The 23,644-nt window shown below is 62.7% G+C and carries 19 protein-coding genes, 2 tRNA genes and 1 pseudogene; 18 read left to right on the top strand and 4 right to left on the bottom strand.

What is annotated here, in order from left to right:
• Positions 1–8 precede the first annotated feature (8 nt).
• From E2H86_RS03230 to E2H86_RS26720, 11 genes and pseudogenes are all read left to right on the top strand, one after another.
• On the top strand, positions 9–1,442 hold the full coding sequence (locus tag E2H86_RS03230) for an N-acetylmuramoyl-L-alanine amidase (RefSeq protein WP_133324654.1): 1,434 nt from the start codon (positions 9–11) through the stop codon (positions 1,440–1,442).
• The gene (gene mutL, locus E2H86_RS03225; protein WP_133324652.1) at positions 1,439–3,340 is read left to right on the top strand and encodes a DNA mismatch repair endonuclease MutL; all 1,902 of its coding nucleotides are present in this window, start codon (positions 1,439–1,441) and stop codon (positions 3,338–3,340) included. The genes E2H86_RS03230 and mutL overlap by 4 nt, the downstream gene beginning before the upstream one ends.
• 1 nt (position 3,341) lies before the next feature.
• Positions 3,342–4,313: a tRNA (adenosine(37)-N6)-dimethylallyltransferase MiaA gene (gene miaA / locus E2H86_RS03220; protein ID WP_133325156.1), complete on the top strand. Its 972-nt coding sequence runs from the start codon at positions 3,342–3,344 to the stop codon at positions 4,311–4,313.
• A 95-nt stretch (positions 4,314–4,408) separates the two neighbouring features.
• Positions 4,409–4,669, top strand: coding sequence for an RNA chaperone Hfq (hfq, locus tag E2H86_RS03215; protein WP_133324650.1), 261 nt, complete (start codon positions 4,409–4,411; stop codon positions 4,667–4,669).
• A 12-nt stretch (positions 4,670–4,681) separates the two neighbouring features.
• Positions 4,682–5,983 (top strand): ribosome rescue GTPase HflX, encoded by a 1,302-nt coding sequence (hflX, locus tag E2H86_RS03210; protein ID WP_133324648.1) that lies wholly within the window; start codon positions 4,682–4,684, stop codon positions 5,981–5,983.
• Positions 5,984–6,079: 96 nt separating this feature from the next.
• Positions 6,080–7,255, top strand: coding sequence for an FtsH protease activity modulator HflK (gene hflK, locus E2H86_RS03205; RefSeq protein WP_133324646.1), 1,176 nt, complete (start codon positions 6,080–6,082; stop codon positions 7,253–7,255).
• Complete coding sequence (hflC, locus tag E2H86_RS03200) at positions 7,255–8,124, top strand: protease modulator HflC (RefSeq protein ID WP_133324644.1); 870 nt, start codon at positions 7,255–7,257, stop codon at positions 8,122–8,124. Before hflK ends, hflC begins: the two co-directional genes overlap by 1 nt.
• Before the next feature lie 290 nt (positions 8,125–8,414).
• Positions 8,415–9,602 (top strand): ATP phosphoribosyltransferase regulatory subunit, encoded by a 1,188-nt coding sequence (locus E2H86_RS03195; RefSeq protein WP_133324642.1) that lies wholly within the window; start codon positions 8,415–8,417, stop codon positions 9,600–9,602.
• Positions 9,603–9,658: 56 nt separating this feature from the next.
• Positions 9,659–10,951, top strand: coding sequence for an adenylosuccinate synthase (locus E2H86_RS03190; RefSeq protein WP_133324640.1), 1,293 nt, complete (start codon positions 9,659–9,661; stop codon positions 10,949–10,951).
• A 531-nt stretch (positions 10,952–11,482) separates the two neighbouring features.
• Positions 11,483–12,175: pseudogene (locus E2H86_RS26725) on the top strand (methyl-accepting chemotaxis protein); the annotation flags it as partial.
• A 21-nt stretch (positions 12,176–12,196) separates the two neighbouring features.
• Complete coding sequence (locus tag E2H86_RS26720; protein WP_439958278.1) at positions 12,197–13,081, top strand: methyl-accepting chemotaxis protein; 885 nt, start codon at positions 12,197–12,199, stop codon at positions 13,079–13,081.
• Positions 13,082–13,109: 28 nt separating this feature from the next.
• Here E2H86_RS26720 and E2H86_RS03180 read toward each other — a convergent pair whose 3' ends face one another.
• The 4 genes from E2H86_RS03180 to E2H86_RS03165 form a co-directional block, all read right to left on the bottom strand.
• Entirely contained in the window at positions 13,110–14,675 is a 1,566-nt protein-coding gene (locus E2H86_RS03180) for an ABC transporter permease (RefSeq protein ID WP_133324636.1), read from the bottom strand.
• On the bottom strand, positions 14,675–15,688 hold the full coding sequence (locus E2H86_RS03175; RefSeq protein WP_133324634.1) for an extracellular solute-binding protein: 1,014 nt from the start codon (positions 15,686–15,688) through the stop codon (positions 14,675–14,677). The genes E2H86_RS03180 and E2H86_RS03175 overlap by 1 nt, the downstream gene beginning before the upstream one ends.
• Positions 15,689–15,880: 192 nt before the next feature.
• Positions 15,881–15,967, bottom strand: a tRNA-Leu gene (locus tag E2H86_RS03170).
• 87 nt (positions 15,968–16,054) lie between these two features.
• Positions 16,055–16,141, bottom strand: a tRNA-Leu gene (locus E2H86_RS03165).
• Between the two features lie 273 nt (positions 16,142–16,414).
• Between E2H86_RS03165 and rnr the strand changes: the two genes are divergently transcribed.
• From rnr to dnaB, 7 genes are all read left to right on the top strand, one after another.
• Positions 16,415–18,994: a ribonuclease R gene (gene rnr / locus E2H86_RS03160; RefSeq protein ID WP_133324632.1), complete on the top strand. Its 2,580-nt coding sequence runs from the start codon at positions 16,415–16,417 to the stop codon at positions 18,992–18,994.
• Positions 18,991–19,737, top strand: coding sequence for a 23S rRNA (guanosine(2251)-2'-O)-methyltransferase RlmB (gene rlmB / locus E2H86_RS03155; RefSeq protein WP_133324630.1), 747 nt, complete (start codon positions 18,991–18,993; stop codon positions 19,735–19,737). Before rnr ends, rlmB begins: the two co-directional genes overlap by 4 nt.
• Before the next feature lie 306 nt (positions 19,738–20,043).
• Positions 20,044–20,469 (top strand): 30S ribosomal protein S6, encoded by a 426-nt coding sequence (gene rpsF / locus E2H86_RS03150; RefSeq protein ID WP_003249557.1) that lies wholly within the window; start codon positions 20,044–20,046, stop codon positions 20,467–20,469.
• A 28-nt stretch (positions 20,470–20,497) separates the two neighbouring features.
• The gene (rpsR, locus tag E2H86_RS03145; protein ID WP_003249563.1) at positions 20,498–20,728 is read left to right on the top strand and encodes a 30S ribosomal protein S18; all 231 of its coding nucleotides are present in this window, start codon (positions 20,498–20,500) and stop codon (positions 20,726–20,728) included.
• A 33-nt stretch (positions 20,729–20,761) separates the two neighbouring features.
• Entirely contained in the window at positions 20,762–21,625 is an 864-nt protein-coding gene (locus E2H86_RS03140; RefSeq protein WP_133324628.1) for a hypothetical protein, read from the top strand.
• Between the two features lie 20 nt (positions 21,626–21,645).
• On the top strand, positions 21,646–22,092 hold the full coding sequence (gene rplI, locus E2H86_RS03135) for a 50S ribosomal protein L9 (RefSeq protein WP_012316464.1): 447 nt from the start codon (positions 21,646–21,648) through the stop codon (positions 22,090–22,092).
• A 112-nt stretch (positions 22,093–22,204) separates the two neighbouring features.
• On the top strand, positions 22,205–23,602 hold the full coding sequence (gene dnaB / locus E2H86_RS03130; protein WP_133324626.1) for a replicative DNA helicase: 1,398 nt from the start codon (positions 22,205–22,207) through the stop codon (positions 23,600–23,602).
• Positions 23,603–23,644: the final 42 nt, after the last annotated feature.

The following is a 23,644-nucleotide window of genomic DNA, read 5'->3' as shown; positions in this document are numbered from 1 at the left end:
GGGTAGGTATGCGCATACGCGCACTGGTCGCTGTGGTTGGGCTGCTGCTGACAGCGGTGACCGTTGACGCTCTGGCCGTCACGCAAGTCAAGAGCATGCGCCTTTGGCGTGCGCCGGACAACACGCGACTGGTCTTCGACCTGTCCGGGCCGGTGCAGCACAGCGTCTTCACCTTGACCGCTCCGGATAGGCTGGTGATCGACATCAATGGAGCGACCCTCGCCGGGCCGCTGAACGTGTCCACATCCAATACCCCGATCAGCAACGTGCGGTCGGCTCAGCGTACGCCAACCGACCTGCGCGTGGTCGTCGATCTGAAGAAGTCGGTCACGCCCAAGAGCTTCACCTTGACGCCCAATGCCCAGTACGGCAACCGCCTGGTGGTCGACCTGTACGACCAGGAAGCCGATGCCATTGCCGCCAGTACCCCAACACCACCGCCAACTCCGGCGCAGACGCCTGCGACCACCCCGGCGGTACCGGTGACGCCGACGCAGCCGGCCATCAAGCTGCCGCCTGTCCCCAGTGGCAAACGCGACATCATCGTTGCCATCGATGCCGGGCACGGCGGGGAGGACCCGGGTGCCTCCGGCTCACGTGGTCAGCATGAAAAAGACATCGTGTTGCAGATCGCCAAGGAGCTGCAGCGCCAGATCAACACCGAGAAGGGCTTCCGCGCCGAGCTGACCCGTACCGGCGACTACTTTATCCCGCTGCGCAAGCGCACCGAGATCGCCCGCAAGAAGGGTGCGGACCTGTTCATCTCGATCCATGCCGATGCCGCTCCTTCCCGCGCCGCCTTCGGTGCATCGGTGTTCGCCCTCTCCGACCGCGGCGCCACTTCTGAGACCGCCCGTTGGCTGGCTGACACGGAAAACCGTTCCGACTTGATCGGGGGGGCCGGTAACGTCAGCCTCGATGACAAGGACCGCATGCTCGCGGGTGTGTTGCTCGACCTGTCGATGACCGCCACCCTGAGCTCCAGCCTGAATGTGGGGCAGAAAGTGCTGGGTAACATGGGGCGAATCACTTCCCTGCACAAGCACCGGGTGGAGCAGGCCGGGTTCATGGTGTTGAAGTCGCCCGACATTCCATCGATCCTGGTCGAAACCGGGTTCATTTCCAACAATGCCGAGGCGGCCAAGCTGGCCACGCGCAGCCACCAGCAGGCACTGGCCCGCTCGATCCGTACCGGCGTGCGTCAGTACTTCCAGCAGAATCCGCCCCCCGGCACCTACATCGCCTGGTTGCGCGACAGTGGCAAGATCGCCCAGGGCCCGCGTGAACATACCGTGCGCCCGGGCGAGACCCTGGCCATGCTCGCCGTGCGCTACCAGGTGAGCGTTGCCAGTCTGCGCAGCACCAACAGCCTCAAGAGCGACGAGCTCAAGATCGGTCAGCGCCTCGATATTCCTGCCGCCACCCTGGTTTCCCAGCAATGAGTGGGGGCGCGCGCATCCAGCTGCTGACTCCGCGGCTGGCTAACCAGATTGCCGCCGGAGAGGTGGTCGAGCGCCCGGCCTCGGTGGCCAAGGAGCTGCTGGAGAACAGCCTGGACTCCGGTGCCCGGCGCATCGACGTCGAGGTCGAGCAGGGTGGTGTCAAGCTGCTGCGGGTGCGCGACGACGGCGGGGGCATTTCCGCCGAGGACCTGCCGCTGGCGCTGGCGCGCCATGCCACCAGCAAGATCCGCGAGTTGGAAGACCTCGAAGGTGTATTGAGCCTGGGCTTTCGTGGTGAGGCGCTGGCATCGATCAGTTCGGTGGCGCGCCTGACCCTGACCTCGCGTACCGCTAGCGCCAGTGAGGCCTGGCAGGTCGAGACCGAAGGTCGCGACATGACCCCTCGGGTGCAACCTGCTGCGCACCCGGTAGGCACTTCGGTCGAAGTGCGTGACCTGTTCTTCAATACCCCGGCTCGGCGCAAGTTCCTCAAGGCCGAGAAAACCGAATTCGATCACCTGCAGGAAGTCATCCGGCGCCTGGCCCTGGCCCGCTTCGATGTCGGATTCCATCTGCGACACAATGGCAAGAGCATTCTCAGCCTGCACGAGGCCCACGACGAGATGGCCCGGGCGCGACGGGTCGGAGCCATCTGCGGGGCGGGCTTCATGGAGCAAGCCTTGCCGATCGACGTCGAGCGCAATGGCTTGCGCCTGTGGGGATGGGTCGGCTTGCCGACCTTCTCGCGCAGTCAGGCGGACCTGCAGTATTTCTTCGTCAATGGCCGAGCGGTGCGGGACAAACTGGTCGCCCACGCGGTACGCCAGGCCTACCGGGACGTGCTGTTCAATGGCCGGCACCCGACCTTTGTGTTGTTCCTGGAGCTCGACCCTACCGGGGTCGACGTCAACGTGCATCCGACCAAGCACGAAGTGCGTTTTCGTGAAGGGCGCTCGGTGCACGACTTTCTCTACGGCACCCTGCATCGCGCCCTGGCCGACGTTCGCCCGGAAGACCAGTTGGCCACGCCCGCTGCTGCCAGCGAGATCGTCCGCCCAAGCGGCCTGCAGGTCGGTGAGTTCGGGCCGCAGGGTGAAATGCGCCTGGCCGCGTCAGCGCTCGAGCAGCCACAGGTGCCCCAGCATGCCATTTCCAACGGCGGCAGCGGCGCCGGCTACCAGTACCAGTACACGCCTCGGCCTTCGCAGCCATTGCCGACGGCCGAGTCCCAGGCGGTCTACCGCGAGTTCTACAAGCCTCTGAACGATGGCGCGGCGGCGCCTGCGACGACGCTCCCGGAAAGCCAGGGCGACATTCCGCCCCTGGGTTACGCCCTGGCCCAGCTCAAGGGTATCTACATTCTTGCCGAGAACGCCGTAGGCCTGGTGCTGGTCGATATGCACGCCGCCCATGAGCGGATCATGTACGAACGCCTCAAGGTGGCGATGGCCAGCGAGGGCCTCAGCGGTCAGCCGCTGTTGGTGCCCGAGTCGCTGGCACTGAGCCAGCGCGAGGCCGATTGTGCCGAAGAGCATGCCCAGTGGTTCCAGCGCCTGGGTTTCGAGTTGCAGCGTCTGGGCCCGGAAACCCTGGCGATCCGCCAGATTCCTGCGCTACTCAAACAGGCCGAAGCCAATCGCCTGGTCCAGGATGTGCTGGCCGATCTCATGGAGTACGGCACCAGCGATCGCATCCAGGCCCACCTCAATGAGTTGCTCGGCACCATGGCCTGTCATGGTGCGGTGCGTGCCAATCGGCGTCTGGCCATTCCTGAAATGAACGCGCTGCTGCGCGACATGGAAAACACCGAGCGCAGCGGCCAATGCAACCATGGCCGTCCGACCTGGACCCAGATGGGCCTGGATGATCTGGACAAACTTTTCCTGCGCGGTCGATGAAATGAGCGGCAAGCCACCAGCGATATTCCTCATGGGGCCGACCGCGGCCGGCAAGACCGACCTCGCCATCGAGCTGACCAAGGTCTTGCCGTGCGAGCTGATCAGCGTCGATTCGGCGCTGGTCTACCGCGGCATGGACATCGGCACGGCCAAGCCATCCAAAGAACTGCTGGCCGCGCACCCCCACCGCTTGATCGACATTCTCGACCCGGCCGAGAGCTATTCGGCGGCGCTGTTCTGCAAAGATGCCCTGGCAGCCATGGCCGACATCACTGCACGCGGCAAGATCCCGCTGCTGGTGGGGGGCACCATGCTCTACTACAAGGCCTTGGTCGAAGGCCTTGCGGACATGCCGCCGGCCGACGCCGCGGTCCGTGCCGAACTGGAAGCCGAGGCCGATGCGCTGGGTCTGGCCGAACTGCATCGACGACTGGCCGAGGTCGATCCGCAGTCGGCGGCGCGTATCCACCCCAACGACCCCCAGCGGCTTATCCGAGCGCTTGAGGTATACCGGGTCAGTGGCCAGAGCATGACAGCCCATCGCCAGCGTCAATTCGCGGAAAGTAGCGGCGCAGACGCAGGCAACGGCGGTCATTTCCCCTATACTGTCGCAAGTTTGGCGATCGCTCCTACAGATCGTCACATTTTGCATCAGCGAATTGCGTTACGATTTTCACAGATGCTGGAACAGGGCTTCATCGACGAGGTCCGATCGCTGCGTGCCAGAAGTGACTTGCACGCCGGACTGCCGTCTATACGGGCAGTGGGATACAGGCAGGTCTGGGATTACCTCGACGGCCAGCTGAGTGAGAATGAGATGCGCGAACGCGGTATCATCGCCACACGCCAGCTAGCCAAGCGGCAGTTCACCTGGCTGCGTGGCTGGCCCGATGCGCATTGGCTCGACAGCCTGGCCTGCGACAATCTGTCCCGCACCTTGAAATACCTGGGAGCCATCTCCATATTGAGCTGAGTCCCTGCTGATTGCCGTCTATTCTTGCGAAGGGGCGGCCTAATTTATCGATTTTCTTTGATTTTCTACTATTGATCCTTACAGGAGTGCGGCATATGTCAAAAGGGCATTCGCTACAAGACCCTTACTTGAATACCTTGAGAAAAGAAAAGGTCCCGGTTTCGATCTATCTGGTCAACGGGATCAAGCTGCAGGGCTCGATCGAATCCTTCGACCAGTTCGTGGTGCTGCTGAAGAACACCGTCAGCCAGATGGTCTACAAGCACGCCATTTCGACCGTGGTACCTGCCCGTCCGGTTCGCCTGCCAAGCCCGTCCGATTCCGACAGCGGTGACAGCGAGCCAGGCAACGCCTGATAGGAGCCTGCATTGTTCTTTGAGCGCCACGGTGGTGGTGAGCGGGCGCTGCTCGTTCACTTGGAAGGTCAGAACCCTGAGGCGCGCGAAGACCCGCAGGAGTTTCAGGAACTGGCACTGTCGGCCGGAGCGGACATCGTTTCGCTGGTGACAGTGACGCGACACCAGCCTACGGCCAAATACCTGATTGGCAGCGGCAAGGTCGAGGAATTGCGCGACCTGGTCAAAGCCGAACAGGTAGACCTGGTGATTTTCAATCACACCCTCACGCCCAGCCAGGAACGTAACCTCGAACGTGTCTTCGAGTGTCGCGTGCTGGACCGTACCGGGCTGATTCTCGATATCTTCGCCCAGCGGGCGCGTACCCATGAAGGCAAGCTGCAGGTCGAACTGGCCCAGCTCGAGCACATGAGCACGCGGCTTGTGCGCGGCTGGACCCACCTCGAGCGGCAGAAGGGCGGTATCGGTTTGCGCGGCCCGGGCGAAACCCAGCTGGAAACCGACCGCCGTCTGTTGCGGGTACGCCTGCGCCAGATCAAGGCGCGCCTGGAGAAAGTGCGCAGCCAGCGCGAACAGGCCCGTCGTGGTCGTCGTCGCGCCGAAATTCCATCGGTATCGTTGGTGGGCTACACCAACGCCGGCAAGTCCACGTTGTTCAACGCCCTGACCACGGCCGAGGTCTACGCTGCCGACCAGTTGTTCGCAACCTTGGATCCGACCCTGCGCCGGCTCGAGATCGACGACATCGGTCCGATCGTGCTGGCTGACACCGTGGGCTTCATTCGCCACCTGCCACACAAACTCGTCGAGGCATTTCGGGCTACGCTCGAAGAGTCGAGCAACGCCGACCTGTTGCTGCATGTGATCGATGCCCATGAGCCGGAGCGCATGGAGCAGATCGAGCAGGTGTTGGCGGTGTTGGGCGAGATCGGTGCCGAAGGCTTGCCCATCCTCGAGGTCTATAACAAACTCGACCTGCTCGAAGATGTCGAGCCGCAGATCCAGCGCGATGCCGATGGCAAGCCGGAGCGGGTCTGGGTATCGGCACGCGATGGTCGAGGTCTGGAGCTGGTAGGCCAGGCGATAGCCGAGTTGTTGGGGGATGATCTGTTTGTCGGTACCTTGCGCCTTGAGCAACGTTTTGCCCGCTTGCGTGCGCAATTCTTTGCCCTCGGAGCGGTGCAGAGTGAAGAGCACGACGAAGAAGGGCGCAGCCTGCTGAGCGTGCGACTGTCCAGGATCGAACTGAATCGCCTGGTCAGCCGCGAAGGCATGGAGCCGCAAGTGTTTGTCCAGCAACACACTTTGCAATAAATGCCTGGCGAGGTGGCCGGGCAGCAGTGACAGGCATTCTGTAGCATTGGACGGCGCGCCGTGGGTGCGTCTTTGCTTTATCAGATGGAGAGCGCTATGGCTTGGAACGAGCCGGGTGGCAACTCGAACAATCAGGATCCCTGGGGCGGCCGCCGCGGTGGCGGTGGTGGCGACAAGAAAGGTCCGCCGGATCTTGACGAGGCCTTCCGCAAGCTGCAGGACAGCCTCAACGGCATGTTCGGTGGCGGCAAGAAACGAGGCGGCGGTGACCGCAATGTCGGCAAGGGCGGTGGCCTTGGCCTGCTGGGCATCGGCCTGGCGGTGCTGGCCGCGATCTGGCTGTACAACGCCGTCTACGTGGTCGACGAACAGGAGCAGGCCGTGGTGCTGCGCTTCGGCAAGTACTATGAGACGGTCGGTCCCGGCCTGAACATCTACTTCCCGCCGATCGATCGCAAGTTCATGGAAAACGTCACGCGTGAGCGTGCCTACACCAAGCAAGGGCAAATGCTGACCGAAGACGAGAACATCGTCGAGGTGCCGCTGACCGTGCAGTACAAGATCACCAACCTGCAGGACTTCGTGCTCAACGTCGACCAGCCCGAGGTGAGCCTGCAGCATGCGACCGAAAGCGCCCTGCGCCACGTGGTGGGCTCCACGTCCATGGACCAGGTGCTGACCGAGGGTCGCGAGCAGATGGCCGTGGACATCCGCGAGCGCTTGCAGCGTTTCCTCGACAACTACCGGACCGGTATCACCGTCACCCAGGTCAACGTTCAGAGCGCGGCAGCCCCGCGTGAAGTACAGGAAGCCTTCGATGACGTGATCCGCGCCCGCGAAGATGAGCAGCGCGCCCGCAACCAGGCCGAGTCCTACGCCAATGGCGTGGTGCCGGAAGCCCGCGGTCAGGCCCAGCGCATCATCGAGGACGCCAATGGTTACCGTGATGAAGTCATCGCCCGGGCCAAGGGTGAGGCCGATCGCTTCACCAAGCTGGTCGCCGAGTACCGCAAGGCTCCTGACGTGACTCGTGAGCGCCTTTACCTGGAGACCATGCAGAAGGTCTACAGCAATTCGAGCAAGGTCATGGTGGCCACGAAGGATGGGCAGAACAACCTGCTCTACCTGCCGCTGGACAAAATGGTCGAAAGCGGTCGCAATTCGTCGACGCCATCGGGCAGCGTGTCGCCATCGGTCAACGATGCAGCCAGCCGTGCCGCGCAGGACCTGCAACAGCAACAGCAGCCGCTGCGTACTAGGGAGAGCCGCTGATGAGCAATAAATCGCTGATCGCCCTGATCGCCGCAGTGGTGCTGGCCGTCGTGGCCTGGAACAGCTTCTACATCGTGTCCCAGACCGAACGCGCGGTTCTACTGCAATTCGGTCGCGTGGTCGAGGCCGATGTCCAGCCAGGTCTGCACGTGAAGATTCCTTACGTGAACCAGGTGCGCAAGTTCGATGCCCGGCTGATGACCCTCGACGCCCCGACCCAGCGGTTCCTGACCCTGGAGAAGAAAGCGGTGATGGTAGACGCCTACGCCAAGTGGCGCGTCAAGGACGCCGAGCGTTTCTACACGGCCACGTCCGGCCTCAAGCAGATCGCCGACGAACGCCTGTCGCGTCGTCTGGAAAGCGGCCTGCGTGACCAGTTCGGTAAACGTACCCTGCACGAAGTGGTTTCCGGTGAACGTGACGCGCTGATGGCTGACATCACCGCCTCGCTGAACCGCATGGCCAGCAAGGAGCTGGGTATCGAGGTCATCGACGTACGCGTCAAGGCCATCGACCTGCCGAAGGAAGTCAACCGCAGCGTGTTCGACCGTATGAGCACCGAGCGTGAGCGAGAAGCCCGCGAGCACCGCGCCAAGGGTAACGAGCTGGCCGAGGGTATTCGTGCCGACGCCGATCGTCAGCGTCGGGTGCTGTTGGCCGAGGCCTACCGTGAAGCGGAAGAAACCCGCGGTGACGGTGATGCCCAGGCGGCCGCCATTTACGCCAAGGCCTATACCCAGGACGCCGATTTCTATGCGTTCTACCGTAGTCTGCAGGCGTATCGTGAAAGCTTCTCCAGCAAGAGCGACGTGCTGGTCCTGGATCCGAAGAACGAGTTCTTCCGCTTCATGGACAAGAGCAAACCCTGATCGACCGCATGGGAATCGCCCCGCCTGGCAGCTAATGCACCAGGCGGGGTGCATCCTGAAGGAAAAGCGGTGTATGATGAGTCAGCCGGGAAATTTCCCGGCTTTTTTGCGTCTGCAAGGTTGATTGGCACTCCGCCAGTTGACGGTTTGGTCAGTTCGCAAGGCAATTCGAGGGTATTGGGTACGGTGGTGGCGCTGGGATCAGTGCTGCCTGCTGCTGTGCGCCAATGCCTGCTTCACTGACGGCTCGCCTGCTGGCTAGCCGCCCGGACCAGAGGGGAAATGGCGTAATGGCAACGGTAGACCGCTGGCTGCTGCCAGATGGCATCGAGGAAGTACTGCCACCGGAGGCCGCGCGTATCGAGATCGCGCGGCGCCAGGTGTTGGACCTGTTCCAGAGTTGGGGCTACGAACTGGTCGTCACCCCGCATATCGAGTACCTGGAATCGCTGCTGACCGGCGCCGGCCAGGACCTGGACCAGCGTACCTTCAAGGTGGTCGATCCGCAGTCTGGCCGTCTGATGGGCTTTCGCGCGGACTTCACGCCGCAGGTGGCGCGCATCGATGCCCACACCCTGCGCCGTGAAGGCCCGAGCCGCCTGTGCTACGCCGGCAGCGTACTGCACGCCCAGCCCCGTGCCCTGTCCACCTCGCGCAGCCCGATCCAGTTGGGAGCCGAGTTGTACGGCGATGCCAGCCCCACCAGCGACGTCGAAGTCATCAGCCTGATGCTCGCCACGCTGCAGCTGGCCGATGTGCCGGATGTGCACATGGACCTCGGTCATGTCGGTATCTACCGCGGCTTGGCCCGTGCCGCTGGTCTTTCCGGTGCGGTAGAGCAGCAGCTGTTCGATGCCCTGCAGCGCAAGGCCGTCGATGAAGTGCAGGCGCTCACTGCCGATCTGCCGAAAGATCTGGGCAGCATGCTGCGTGCGCTGGTCGAGCTGTGCGGTGGTCGGGAAGTACTGGCCGAGGCCCGAGTGCGTCTGGGGCGTGCCCCGGCCAGCGTACTGGCAGCGCTCGATGACCTGCTGGCGATCGCCGATCGCCTGGCATCGCGCTATCCGGACCTGCCGCTGTACTTCGACCTCGGCGAGCTGCGCGGCTACAACTACCACACCGGTGTGGTGTTTGCGGTGTTCGTGCCGGGTGAAGGGCAGTCGATCGCCCAGGGCGGTCGCTACGACGACATCGGCGCCGATTTCGGCCGGGCGCGCCCGGCCACTGGATTCTCCACGGATTTGAAGACCCTGGTCACACTGGGGCGAGCGGAGGTCGTATTGCCAACTGGCGGCATCTGGATGCCCGACAGTGGTGATGCGGCCCTCTGGCAGCAGGTCTGCCAGTTGCGCAACGAGGGCCAGCGTGTGGTCCAGGCCCTGCCTGGCCAGCCGTTGAGTGCTGCCCTCGAGGCGGATTGTGATCGGCAATTGATTCAGCAAGACGGGCGCTGGCAGGTTCTGCCGCTGGCCCAGTGAGTTTCTGCGTCGGCAGTAGGCCGGCAACCAAGTTTGCGTGAATGAGGACCAATGTAATGGGTAAGAATGTCGTCGTCCTGGGCACCCAGTGGGGTGATGAGGGCAAAGGCAAGATCGTCGATCTGCTGACCGAACATGCTGCCGCCGTAGTGCGCTATCAGGGTGGCCACAACGCGGGCCACACCCTGGTGATCAACGGTGAAAAGACCGTTCTGCACCTGATTCCATCCGGCATCCTGCGTGAAGGCGTACAGTGCCTGATCGGCAACGGCGTGGTCGTTGCCCCCGATGCGCTGATGCGTGAAATCACCAAGCTGGAAGAGAAGGGCGTGCCCGTGCGCGAGCGCCTGCGCATCAGCCCGGCTGCGCCGCTGATCCTGTCCTACCACGTTGCCCTGGACCAGGCGCGCGAAAAAGCCCGTGGCGAAGCCAAGATCGGCACCACCGGTCGCGGCATCGGTCCTGCCTACGAAGACAAGGTTGCGCGTCGCGGCCTGCGTGTCGGCGATCTGTTCCACCGTGAACGTTTCGCTGCCAAGCTCGGTGAGTTGCTGGACTACCACAACTTCCAGTTGGTGAACTACTACAAAGAGCCGGCCATCGACTTCCAGCAGACTCTGGACGAGTGCATGGCCTATGCCGAGCAGCTCAAGCCGATGATGCTCGACGTCACCGCCGAGCTGCACAACCTGCGTCGCGCCGGCAAGGACATCATGTTCGAAGGTGCCCAGGGTTCGCTGCTGGACATCGACCACGGCACCTATCCGTACGTCACCAGCTCCAACACCACCGCTGGCGGTATCTCCACCGGCTCCGGCGTTGGTCCGATGTACCTCGACTACATCCTCGGTATCACCAAGGCCTACACCACTCGCGTGGGTTCCGGCCCGTTCCCGACCGAGCTGTTCGATGATACTGGCGCCACCTTGGCCAAGCGTGGTCACGAGTTCGGTTCCACCACCGGTCGTGCCCGTCGCTGCGGCTGGTTCGATGCCGTGATCCTGCGTCGGGCCATCGACGTCAACAGCATCTCGGGCATCTGCCTGACCAAGCTGGACGTACTGGACGGCCTGGAAACCATCAACATCTGCGTAGGTTACAAGGATGAAAATGGTGAAGTGATCGAAGCACCGACCGACGCCGACAGCTACATCGGCCTGCAGCCGGTGTACGAAGAGCTGCCGGGCTGGAGCGAGTCGACCTTGGGTGCCAAGACCCTGGAAGAGCTGCCAGCCAATGCGCGTGCCTATATCACCCGCATCGAGCAACTGATTGGCGCTCCAATCGACATCATCTCCACCGGCCCGGACCGCAACGAGACCATCGTGCTGCGTCATCCGTTCGCCTGATCCGCCTCCGGGCAGGTCTGACGCCGCGGTCCTGAAAAGGGCCGCGGCGTTTTTGTAAGTGCTGGCTTCGCGCGCTCGGAAGCTATTGCTTGAACTTGGCCGATTTCCCTGTCGACCCCGGCACACCTCTTGCTCCAACAATGCCTTCGTAGATGCCATCAAAATAGTGGCGCCAGAAAACACGAGGGTTACACCGTGTCTGCCATCTTTTCACTGTTACGAAGCCGCCTGTTGCGGCCCGTGTTTGTAGCGCTTGGTATCGCCCTTTTGGTGCAGGTGCTGGTTGCCGTGGTACTGACCCGGAGCACCGTTACCGCCCTGGAGGCCGATCTGGGCGAACGTTTGGGGGCTGACAGCCAGAAGTTGGCCGGCGAGCTCGAACAAGCCGGGCAGGATGTGCGCTCTGGCCTGGACAGTCTCTCCAGCAGCACCCGCCAGCGCCTCAGTGCTGGGCTGTCGGCTCGCCTGCAGGACGAGCAGCAGCAACTTCGGGTGACGCTGGAGAGCAGCCTGAAGGATTCGGCCAACGACATGGCCGAACTGCTGGCGTCGGTCGCGCCGCGGGCCATTTGGGACAACGATGTACCGACCCTGTCGGAGTTCGCCCGCCGAGCGCAGCGTAATCCCAACGTACTGTTCGTGATCTATGACGATGCCGAAGGGCAGCATCTGACCCGCTATCTGAACCGGCAGAATCCGATCAACCAGGCCCTGATGGAGAAGGGGCAGGGTGAGCGGGCGCTGGACAAGGTGCTCGATGCCGCTCGTCGCGACCCTTCCGTCTACTACGTCGAGGCTTCGATCAGCCCGAATGGGGCGCAGATCGGCAAGGTCCTGATGGGCGTATCCACCGTCGCGGTCGAGCAACAACTCAAGGCGCTGGACCAGCGCTTCGCCACGCTGATCGGCAGTAGCGAGCAACTGGTGGGGGACAGCCTGGGCGCTGCAGCGGCCGACAGTGGCAAAGCCCTGCGCGAACGTCTGGCCACCGCCCAGGGCAGCGCTGCGGCCATGCAGGCCAATACCGCGCAAGCCGTGCGCGAAGCTGCCGAAACGCTGCGCTGGCGCATTGGTCTGGGGTTGGCGCTGGTGGGTCTTGGCGTATTGCTGGTGGTGGCTGTAGTGCTGGGGCGGCGGGTGCTCAGCAAGCTGCGCCTGCTGATCGCTGCGCTCGACGACCTGGCCGCTGGCGAAGGGGATCTGACTCGCCGTGTGCCCCTTGATAGCCGCGATGAGATTGGCGACATGGCCTCGGCGGTCAACCGCTTTGTCGACAAGCTGCAACCCATCGTCCGCGAGGCCGGCGAGGTGGCGCAGCGCACCGGTGTCGAGATCGGCACCATGGCCCAGCGCACTGCGGGTGCCGACGCCGCTGCCGCGCTACAGCGCGACGAAGTTGCGGCCAGTCTGCGCGATCTGTCGCACATGGCCGACGAGGCTCAGGCCGAAAGCCAGGCCATGCAGGCAGCCTTGCGCCAAGTGGTCGACATTCGCCAGGCGACGGATGAGAACAGCCGCACCTCGACGCAGTTGGCAGGGCTGATCGACAGCCTCGCCGGCCAGGTAGAGAGTGGTTCCCAGGTCATCGAACGACTGGCCCGGCAAAGCGAACAGATCGAGGTGGTGCTGACCGTCATCCATGGCATCGCCGAGCAGACCAACCTGTTGGCGTTGAACGCCGCCATCGAAGCGGCGCGTGCGGGTGAGAGCGGGCGGGGGTTTGCCGTGGTGGCGGATGAGGTGCGTGCCTTGGCGAGCAAGACGCAGCGTTCCACAGGCGACATCCAGGCGCATATCTCGGCACTGCAGCAGGGCGCCAAGGAAGCGGTCGCGACCATCAGTGAGGCCGGTGCCAGGGCCAGCGAAGGATTGGTGGTGCTGCGTGATAGCGAGCGCCGTCAGCAATCGGTGCAGGCAGCCGTAGAGCAGGTGCACGCGGCGATCGGCCTGGCCACGCGGGCGGCCGAGCAGCAGGCACAGGGGGCTCAGGCGGTTCGCGGGCGAGTGGAGAACATCCATGCCCAGGCTGAACGGTCCGCCGAGGTGGTGATGCAGACCACTGCCAGCAGCAAGGTGCTCGACGGGCTGGCTGCGCAGTTGCGGGCCAGCCTGGGGCAGTTCAGGGCCTGAGGGGGGTTGCGTAGCTGCCATGAAGGGGCTACGCCTTGTTCAGGTACATCCGTGTGGTCAGCAGGTATACCGGCAGGCCCGAGACCACGATCAGCAGTGCGGCGTAGGGCGCTGCCGCGGCGAACTCGACGTTGGCGGTATGTGCCCAGACTTCCGTGGCCAGGGTGGTCATGCCGGTCGGACTGAGCAGCAGGGTGGCGGTCAGTTCCTTCATGGCGTCGAGGAACACCAGAGCGAAAGCGGCCGCCAGGGCTGGGAAGATGATCGGCAGGGTTACCCGGCAGAATGCCGCGAAGCTGCTGGCACCCAGGGTGCGTGCCGCCTCTTCGAGGGTCGGCGATGCCTTGTTCAGTGCCGTGCGTACCGGTGCCTGAGCCAGTGGCAGGAAGAGCAGGGCGTAGGCCAGCAGCAACAGCGCGGTGGTCTGGTAAAGCGCTGGTACGTAGTGCAGCGAGAACACCACCAGGGTCAGGGCGATCACCAGGCCGGGCAAGGCATGAAGCAGATACGGCAAGCGTTCTGCCCAGATCGCCAGGCGACCCTTGTAGCGCACCACCAGGAAGCTTACCGGCAGCGCCAACAGCACGCAGAATCCGGCGCCCCCGAGCGACACCGACAACGACGTCAGCAGCGCCTTGCTGATGGCCGCCACCGGAAACGCTGCCGACGACCCCACGCTCAACCAATAGCCGAGCATCGCCAGCGGAATCCCGCTACCGAGGATCGCCAGACCGAGACAGAACACCTGTGCCAGCGGCATCCAGCCACGCAGGCGTACCGGTTGACCTCGCCGTGCTACGCCCTGGCCGATCCGCACATGGCGGGCTTTGCCGCGCACGCGCAACTCCAGCCACAGCATCAACAGGCACAACACCAACAGCACTGCCGAAAGCATCGCAGCGTTGGCGTTGCTGAACTCCAATTCGAACTGCTGGTAGATCGCCGTGGTGAAAGTCTGCAGGCCAAGGATCGACAGCGCGCCGAACTCGACCAGCATATGCAGGGCGATCAGCAGTGCCCCGCCCAGAATCGAAGGCCACAGCAGCGGCAGGGTGATCTTGTAGAACACGCCCCAGCGGTTGCAGCCCAAGGTGCGTGCCGATTCCTCGACCGAGGTGTCGAGGTTGCGCAAGGTGGCCGCGACCGGTAGGAACACCAGGGGGTACTTGGACAGCGCCATGACCATGATCGCCCCGCCCAGGCCTTCGAAGTCCGAGCTCAGCGACACCCAGGTGAAACTGCTGACGAACGACGGCACGGCGAATGGCAAGCACAGCACCACGCCCCACAGTCGGCGACCGGGCAGGTTGCTGCGTTCGAGCAACCAGGCCAGGGCCAGGCCAACCACCATGCAGGTCAGCGTCACCCCGACCATCAACATCAGGGTGTTGCGCATCAGCCCCCAGACGAATGGGCGCCAGAGCAGGTGCAGGGCTTCGCGCCAGCCGGCTTCCCAGGCTTTCATGGCGACGTACAGCAGCGGTAGCAAGCTCATTGCCACCAGGAACAGCACAGGCAGCACCACCCAGATGGAGGGGCGCTTGCGGCGCGGCACGAAGCGTGCCAGCACCGGCTCGGACAGGGCGGCGGTCATCAGAGCAGGCCGACCTCACGTTCAAGCTCGATCGCTTCCTCGGCATTGCCCAGGTCCGCCGGCGAGATCTTCGGTGGGCGCAGGTCTTCGAACGGCTTCAGGCCACGATCGGAAACCATGCCCTTGTGCAGTGGATACTCGGCGGTGGTCTGAGTGATCACTCGCTGACCTTCTTCGCTGGCCATCCAGTTGAGCAGGGCCTGGGCTTCCTTGGGATGCTTGCTGGCTTTGACCGCGCCGGCACCGGAGATGGTCACCAGGTTGCCGGCATCGCCATCGGCCAGGTAGTACAGCTTGGAGTCGAGCTTGCCGCGCTCGCGCTCCAAGGCGTACCAGTAGTAGTTGTTGACCAGTACCGCGTCGACTTCACCTTTTTCCACGGCCTTCAGTGCGACCATATTGTTGGTGTAGGTCTTGCCGAAGGCTTTCAGGCCGGTCAGCCATTCTTCGGTGGCTTCGCGGCCGTGCATCTTGAGGATGGCCACCGCCTGCTCCTGGAACGCGCCGCTGGTCGGCACGTAGCCGACACGGCCATCCCATTCAGGGCTGGCGAAGTCCATCACGGTGGTCGGCAGGTCTTTTTCGTCGACCTTCTTGGGGTTGAACACCACCACGCGGGTGCGCGCGGTAACGCCCATCCAGGTGCCATTGGCGCCGACGTACTCCTTGGGCAGCATGTTCAGCGTGGCGTCGTCGATCTTGGCCAGCAGGCCCAATTCGCCGAGATTGTTCAAGGGGGGCGATTCTTCGGTGTAGATGATGTCGGCCGGCGAGCGATCGCCTTCCTCGATGATCTGGCTGGCCAGCTGATTGCTGCTGCCCTTGCGGATATTGATATGGATGCCGGTCTTGGCCTCGTAGGCCTTGGCGATGGCTTCGCCGATCTCCTTGTGCTGGCCGTTGTACATGGTCAGCGTGACAGGCTCGTCTGCCATGGCGGCCGGAGCGCCGATCACCAGGCTCAGAACAGCAGCGGCCAGGGTGCGCATCAGCGGTTGCGGGCGGATCGTCATGCGGGTACTTCCTCGCTTACGGCTACATATTTGGCAACAATGGTAAACGAAATCGGTTCTCAAGTGGCCGGGTGACGAGAAATTCATGAGGGCTTTTTGACGGGCCAGTCGTCGGCGCAATGCCGGTAGGCGAGGGCGATGCAAAAATCGCAGGCAAGAAAAAACCCACTAGCAAGCTAGTGGGTTTTTATATGGTGCCCAGGAGAAGACTCGAACTTCCACGACCGTTAAGTCACTGATACCTGAAACCAGCGCGTCTACCAATTCCGCCACCTGGGCAAAGCTTTGCATCATCTGAAGAAGGCGACTATTGTTCGCTTCACTCAGTTGTAATAGATCCTTGGTCATCTATTACTTGAAAATCATTGGTGCCCAGGAGAAGACTCGAACTTCCACGACCGTTAAGTCACTGATACCTGAAACCAGCGCGTCTACCAATTCCGCCACCTGGGCACACATTTCGTCGAGGTCACATGATGCTTTACATCGCGCTTCATCTCAACTACAACGTCGGCTGTCCGTCGTTGTGGTGCGCACTATACGGACGCTCCTGAGGGCTGTAAAGCCCCCGATCAAAAAAAAATTCAAAAAATTCAACTCGTTGATTCCACAGGCCTATTGCCATTGTCTGGACCCTCCTCTGGGGCTGTCCAATGCGGAGATTTCCGGTTTCAATACGCCTATGCCAGAATTCATATCTATATACCCCAAGGTGAACCCCTTCTGATGGCCGATTGGCAATCCCTCGATCCCGAGGCCGCTCGCGAAGCGGAAAAATACGACAACCCTATCCCCAGCCGTGAGCTGATCCTGCAGCGCCTCGCCGACCGTGGCGAACCGGCCGCCCGCGAGGAGCTGGCGGCCGAATTCGGTCTTCACGACGAAGACCAGATCGAAGCCCTGCGTCGTCGGCTGCGCGCCATGGAGCGCGACGGCCAGCTTATCTATACCCGGCGCGGCACCTATGCCCCGGTAGACAAGCTCGACCTGATCTGTGGCCGTGTATCCGGCCATCGCGATGGCTTCGGCTTCCTCATCCCCGACGACGGCAGTGACGACCTTTTCCTCAGTCCCGCGCAGATGCGCCTGGTGTTCGACGGCGACCGGGCCTTGGCCCGGGTCTCCGGTGTCGATCGCCGTGGTCGCCGCGAAGGCGCGCTGGTGGAAGTGATCTCCCGCGCCCACGAAAGCGTGGTCGGCCGCTATTTCGAGGAAGGCGGCATCGGCTACGTCACTCCGGACAACCCCAAGATCCAGCAGGAAGTGCTGGTGACCGCCGGTCGTAACGGCGGCGCCAAGATCGGTCAATTCGTCGAGATCAAGATCACCCACTGGCCGACCCCGCGCTTCCAGCCACAGGGTGATGTGGTCGAGGTGATCGGCAACTACATGGCCCCGGGCATGGAAATCGACGTGGCGCTGCGCAGCTACGACATCCCGCATGTCTGGCCCAAGGATGTGATCAAGGAAGCGCGCAAGTTCCGCTCCGAAGTCGAAGAGAAGGACAAGGAAAAGCGCGTCGACCTGCGCCATCTGCCGTTCGTCACCATCGACGGCGAGGATGCCCGCGACTTCGACGATGCGGTCTATTGCGAACCACTGGGCAAACTGCGGCTGTTCTCCGGCGGCTGGCGCCTGTACGTGGCCATCGCCGACGTTTCCAGCTATGTGCGCCTGGGCTCGGCCCTGGACGTCGAGGCCCAGCAACGCGGCAACTCGGTGTACTTCCCCGAGCGCGTGGTGCCGATGCTTCCCGAGGAGCTGTCCAACGGGCTGTGCTCGCTGAACCCCCACGTCGATCGCCTGGCCATGGTCTGCGAGATGACCATGAACAAAGCCGGCCAGATGGTCGACTACCAGTTCTACGAAGGCGTCATCCACTCGCACGCCCGTCTGACCTACAACAAGGTCAGCAGCATGCTGGAGCACTCGCGTACCCGCGAAGGCAAGGCGCTGCGCGAGGAGTACAAGGAGGTGCTGCCGGACCTCAAGAACCTGTACAACCTGTACAAGGTGCTCGTGGCGGCCCGTCATGCCCGTGGGGCCATCGATTTCGAGACCCAGGAAACCCGCATCATCTTCGGTGACCAGCGCAAGATCGCGGAAATTCGCCCGACCGTGCGCAACGATGCCCACAAGCTGATCGAAGAGTGCATGCTGGCGGCCAACGTCGCCACGGCCGAGTTTCTGCAAAAGCACGGCGTTCCTTCGCTGTACCGTGTGCACGACGGCCCGCCGCCGGAGCGCCTGGAGAAACTGCGCGCGTTTCTCGGTGAGCTGGGTCTGACCCTGCACAAGGGCAAGGACCCGTCGCCGAAGGACTACCAGGCCCTGCTGGCGAGCATCGCCGGGCGCCCGGATTTCCACCTGATCCAGACCGTGATGCTGCGCTCGTTGAGCCAGGCGGTGTACAGCACCGACAACAACGGCCACTTCGGTCTGAACTACGAAGCGTACACCCACTTCACCTCGCCGATCCGTCGCTACCCGGACCTGCTGGTACACCGTGCCATTCGCAGCGTCATCCGCTCCAAGGTCGACACGCCGCACGTCAAGCGTGCTGGCGCGATGAGCATTCCCAAGGCGCGTATCTACCCGTATGACGTGAACACCCTGGATCAGCTCGGCGAACAGTGCTCGATGACCGAACGCCGCGCCGACGAGGCCACCCGTGACGTGGTCAACTGGCTCAAGTGCGAGTTCATGAAGGATCGCGTCGGCGAGACCTTCCCTGGGGTGATCACTGCCGTCACCGGTTTTGGCCTGTTCGTCGAGCTCACCGACATCTACGTCGAGGGCCTGGTGCATGTCAGTGCCTTGCCGGGCGACTACTACCACTTCGATCCTGTGCATCACCGTCTGTCCGGTGAGCGCACTGGGCGCAGCTTCCGCTTGGGCGACACCATCGAGGTCAAGGTCATGCGCGTCGACCTCGATGAGCGAAAGATCGATTTCGAAGTGTCCGAGCAGCAGCTCGCCGCACCGATCGGTCGCAAGGGGCGTGGCACTGCGCCTGCCGCCGAGAAGGCCGATTTGGCGCCGGAAGCACCCGCCCGGGCCACGCCCAAACCGCGTAGCCGCAAGAGCGAGACCGCCGAGGCGTACTTCCCCAAGGACGCCGTGCAGCGCAATGCCGAGGTGCGCAAGAGCCGCGAGATGAAGAAAGCGCTGATGAGCGAGGCGCGCACCGGCGGCCATGCCAGCAGCAAGGCGGACAAAGGGGGCAAGTCGTCCGGCAAGTCGACCAAGCATCGTAAGGGGCCGTCGAAGTCCGGCGCGCCACGCAAGAGCAAGAACAAGTCATGAGTCAGCTGGAAAAGATCTACGGCGTGCACGCCGTGCAGGCGTTGCTGCAGCACCATCCCAAGCGGGTCAAGCAGATCTGGCTGTCGGAAGGTCGCAGCGAGCCGCGTGTCCAGGCGTTGCTGGCACTGGCCGCGGAGAACCGCGTGCCGGTCGGTCAGGCCGAGCGTCGGGAGCTGGATGCATGGGTTGAAGGCGTGCACCAGGGTGTGGTCGCCGAGGTCAGCCCCAGCCAGGTGTGGGGCGAATTGATGCTCGAGGAGTTGCTCGAGCGCACGGAAACGCCACCCCTGATCCTGGTGCTGGACGGCGTCACCGATCCCCATAACCTCGGCGCCTGCCTGCGCACGGCGGATGCCGCCGGTGCCACGGCGGTGGTGGTGCCCAAGGACAAGTCGGCGACCCTGACGCCGGTGGTGCGCAAGGTGGCCTGCGGCGCAGCGGAAGTCATCCCGCTGGTGGCCGTGACCAACCTGGCGCGGACCCTGGAGAAGCTCCAGCAGCGTGGCCTGTGGGTGGTCGGTACCGCTGGCGAGGCCGAGCAGGAGATCTATCAACAGGACCTCACCGGGCCGCTGGTGATGATCATGGGTGCCGAAGGCAAGGGCATGCGCCGGTTGACCCGCGAGCATTGCGACTTTTTGGTGAAGTTGCCGATGGCCGGTAGCGTCAGCAGTCTGAACGTGTCGGTAGCGACCGGCGTCTGTCTGTTCGAGGCCGTGCGCCAGCGGCAGGCCAAGCGCTGATTTTTGTCTGTACCGGCCTCTTCGCGGGGCAAGCCCGCTCCCACAGGATCCCCGCAGGGGCTGAATGCAATGCGATCCTGTAGGAGCGGGCTTGCCCCGCGAAGAGGCCGGTACAGGCTAAAGTTTTTCCGGCTGTTCAAATAATCACCACTCTCCTTGCTTGTCCGTCCCGCCTTCTCTACAATTGCGCCCCTTGCCGAGCTGGCAGGCGTGCATGCGCCTCCCCTCCATGGCAAGACATACAGTGTCATTCACTCCTTGTCTGACCAGATTCGCTGGCAGACTACTAACCCGTAAGGAGCATTCATGCGTCATTACGAAATCATCTTCCTGGTTCACCCGGACCAGAGCGAGCAAGTCGGCGGCATGGTTGAGCGTTACACCAAGCTGATCGAAGAAGATGGCGGCAAGATCCACCGCCTGGAAGACTGGGGCCGTCGTCAACTGGCCTACGCAATCAACAATGTTCACAAGGCTCACTACGTGATGCTGAACGTTGAGTGCACCGGCAAGGCCCTGGCCGAGCTGGAAGACAACTTCCGCTACAACGATGCCGTGATCCGTAACCTGGTCATCCGTCGCGACGAAGCCGTTACCGGTCAGTCCGAGATGCTCAAGGCCGAAGAGAACCGCAGCGAGCGCCGTGAGCGTCGTGAGCGTCCTGAGCATGCTGACTCCGCCGAAGGCGACGACAGCAATGACAGCGACTCCAGCGATAACGCTGACGAGTAATCCACGGACCTTTTGAGGAGCCTATTACATGGCACGTTTCTTCCGTCGTCGTAAATTCTGCCGCTTCACTGCTGAAGACGTGAAAGAGATCGACTTCAAAGATCTCAACACCCTGAAAGCTTACGTATCCGAAACCGGCAAAATCGTTCCAAGCCGTATCACCGGTACCAAAGCTCGTTATCAGCGTCAGCTGGCTACCGCTATCAAGCGCGCCCGCTTCCTGGCCCTGCTGCCCTACACCGACAGCCACGGCCGCTGAGACCGGGTCGTCGACAAGTAGTAAGGGATAAGCATGCGAGCGTTGGCTGATTTCATCATGCGCGGTCGTGTGCAGGCCACCCTGGTGGTGGTTGCAAGTGCGGTATTGCCGCTGCTGTTCTGGTTGAGTGCCGCTGCTGGGAGTCTCGTGCTCCTGCGGCGCGGGTTCAAGGACGCTTCAACGGTCATCGCCTGGGGGCTTCTGCCCGCGGTGGCCATTTGGGTCTTCGGCGACCCGAGCACCTTGCTGGTGTTCGTCGGTACGCTGGGACTGGCCGCCTTGTTGCGTGCCGGGCATTCCTGGAGCCGGGTGTTGTTGTCCAGTGTGTTGTTGGGGTTGGTCTACAGCCTCATCCTGGACGCGGTGCTGCGCGACACCTTCGAGGTGCTGGCCAAGGCGCTTGTAGAAGCCCTGCCGCAATTCGAAGGCAAGCCGGTGATTCCCGGTGAGCTGATCGGCCCCGTGCTGGTCGCTTCCACAGCGGTGATGTTGCAGTTGTTCAGCGTGCTGGCTCTGATGCTGGCGCGTTATTGGCAAGCTGCGTTGTACAACCCTGGAGGCTTCGGTCGCGAGTTCCGCGCCCTGAAGTTGCCGCGAGTGGTCATGCTGGCCTTGGTTGCAGTGATGGTGTTGGGCCCGTTCATCGGTCCGCAGTTCATCGTCCTGGCTTCCGCGTCCAGTCTGGTGCTCGTACTGGCCGGTGTCGCTTTGATGCACGGTCTGGTGGCACAGGGGCGACTGGCCGGTTTCTGGCTGGTAGGTATGTACGTCACGCTGGTGCTGGTGATGCAGCTGATTTATCCGTTACTCGTGGTCCTGGCCATTGTCGACAGCCTGATTGATTTTCGCGGTCGCAAGTCCCCTGAGGGGAATGACTCCGCGAACGGTGAAGGTTAAAAGTTAAGAGGTTTTACCAAATGGAACTGATCCTGCTGGAAAAAGTCGCTAACCTGGGCAACCTGGGCGACAAAGTAAAAGTTAAGGCTGGTTACGGCCGTAACTTCCTGCTGCCATTCGGCAAGGCCACCGTTGCCAACGCCGCCAACCTGGCCGCGTTCGAAGAGCGTCGCGCCGAGCTGGAAAAAGCAGCTGCTGACCGTAAATCGTCGGCTGAAAGCCGCGCTGCCCAACTGGCCGAGCTGGAAGTGACCATCACTGCCACCGCTGGCGACGAAGGCAAGCTGTTCGGTTCGATCGGCACCCACGACATCGCTGACGCACTGACCGCCTCGGGCGTTGAAGTGGCCAAGGCTGAAGTTCGTCTGCCGAACGGCACGATCCGTCAGGTTGGCGAATACGACGTAGCCGTGCACCTGCACAGCGACGTTGAAGCCACCGTACGCGTGGTCGTCGTAGCAGCCTAAGCTGCGCTGATCGGCTGGCCGCTCGCGGCCAAGCCGGTTAACATCGGGCACGGTCCTGTTCTGACAGGCCGTGCCCTTTGTCTTTTTCATCCTCCAGAATTCTTTCGTGGCCATGAACGAGATCACCAACCCCGAACAACTCGACCTGCAGACCGCAGCCCTGAAGGTCCCGCCCCATTCCATCGAGGCCGAACAGGCTGTGCTCGGTGGCTTGATGCTGGACAACAACGCCTGGGAGCGCGTGCTGGATCAGGTGTCGGATGGCGATTTCTATCGACATGACCATCGCCTGATTTTCCGTGCCGTGCACAAGCTGGCCGACGCCAACCAACCGTTCGACGTCGTGACCCTGCACGAGCAGTTGGACAAGGAAGGCCTGTCGACCCAGGTCGGTGGGCTTGCGTACCTGGCCGAGCTGGCCAAGAACACCCCGTCGGTGGCCAACATCAAGGCCTACGCCGCGATCATTCGCGAACGTGCCACGCTGCGCCAGCTGATCAGCATCAGTACCGACATCGCCGACAACGCGTTCAACCCGCAGGGTCGCAACGCCGAGGAAATCCTCGATGATGCCGAACGGCAGATCTTCCAGATCGCCGAAGCGCGACCCAAGACTGGCGGTCCGGTGGGGGTCAACGAACTGTTGACCATGGCCATCGACCGCATCGATACACTGTTCAACTCCGACAGCGATATCACCGGCGTCTCCACCGGCTTCACCGACCTGGATGAGAAGACCAGCGGCCTGCAGCCTGCCGACCTGATCATCGTCGCCGGCCGTCCTTCGATGGGTAAGACCACCTTCGCCATGAACCTGGTGGAAAACGCCGTGCTGCGTACCGACAAGGCGGTGCTGGTGTTTTCCCTCGAGATGCCAGGCGAATCGCTGATCATGCGTATGCTGTCCTCCCTGGGCCGCATCGACCAGACCAAGGTGCGTTCCGGCCAACTGGACGACGACGATTGGCCGCGCCTGACCTCGGCGGTCAACCTGCTCAATGACCGCAAGCTGTTCATCGACGATACCGCCGGTATCAGCCCTTCGGAAATGCGCGCGCGTACCCGTCGTCTGGCCCGCGAGCACGGCGAAATCGCCATGATCATGGTGGACTACCTGCAGCTGATGCAGATCCCGGGCTCTGCTGGTGACAATCGGACCAACGAGATTTCCGAGATCTCCCGCTCGCTCAAGGCCCTGGCCAAGGAATTCAACTGCCCGGTCATCGCTCTGTCCCAGCTCAACCGCTCCCTGGAGCAGCGTCCCAACAAGCGCCCGGTGAACTCCGACTTGCGTGAATCGGGTGCGATCGAGCAGGACGCCGACGTGATCATGTTCGTGTACCGGGACGAGGTGTATCACCCCGAGACCGAGCACAAGGGCGTGGCGGAAATCATCATCGGCAAGCAGCGTAACGGCCCCATCGGTTTCGTACGCCTGGCGTTTATCGGCAAGTACACCCGCTTCGAGAACCTCGCGCCGGGCATGTACAACTTCGACGACGACGAATAACCCCTGGCCCCATGAATCCGACAACCATCGTCGGATTTGGTC

Origin of the sequence: Pseudomonas putida, from assembly GCF_004357765.1 — a bacterium.
Lineage (GTDB): Bacteria > Pseudomonadota > Gammaproteobacteria > Pseudomonadales > Pseudomonadaceae > Aquipseudomonas > Aquipseudomonas putida_U.
The sequence above is the reverse complement of the archived record's forward strand: the minus strand, read 5'-3'. Positions and strand labels throughout refer to the sequence as shown.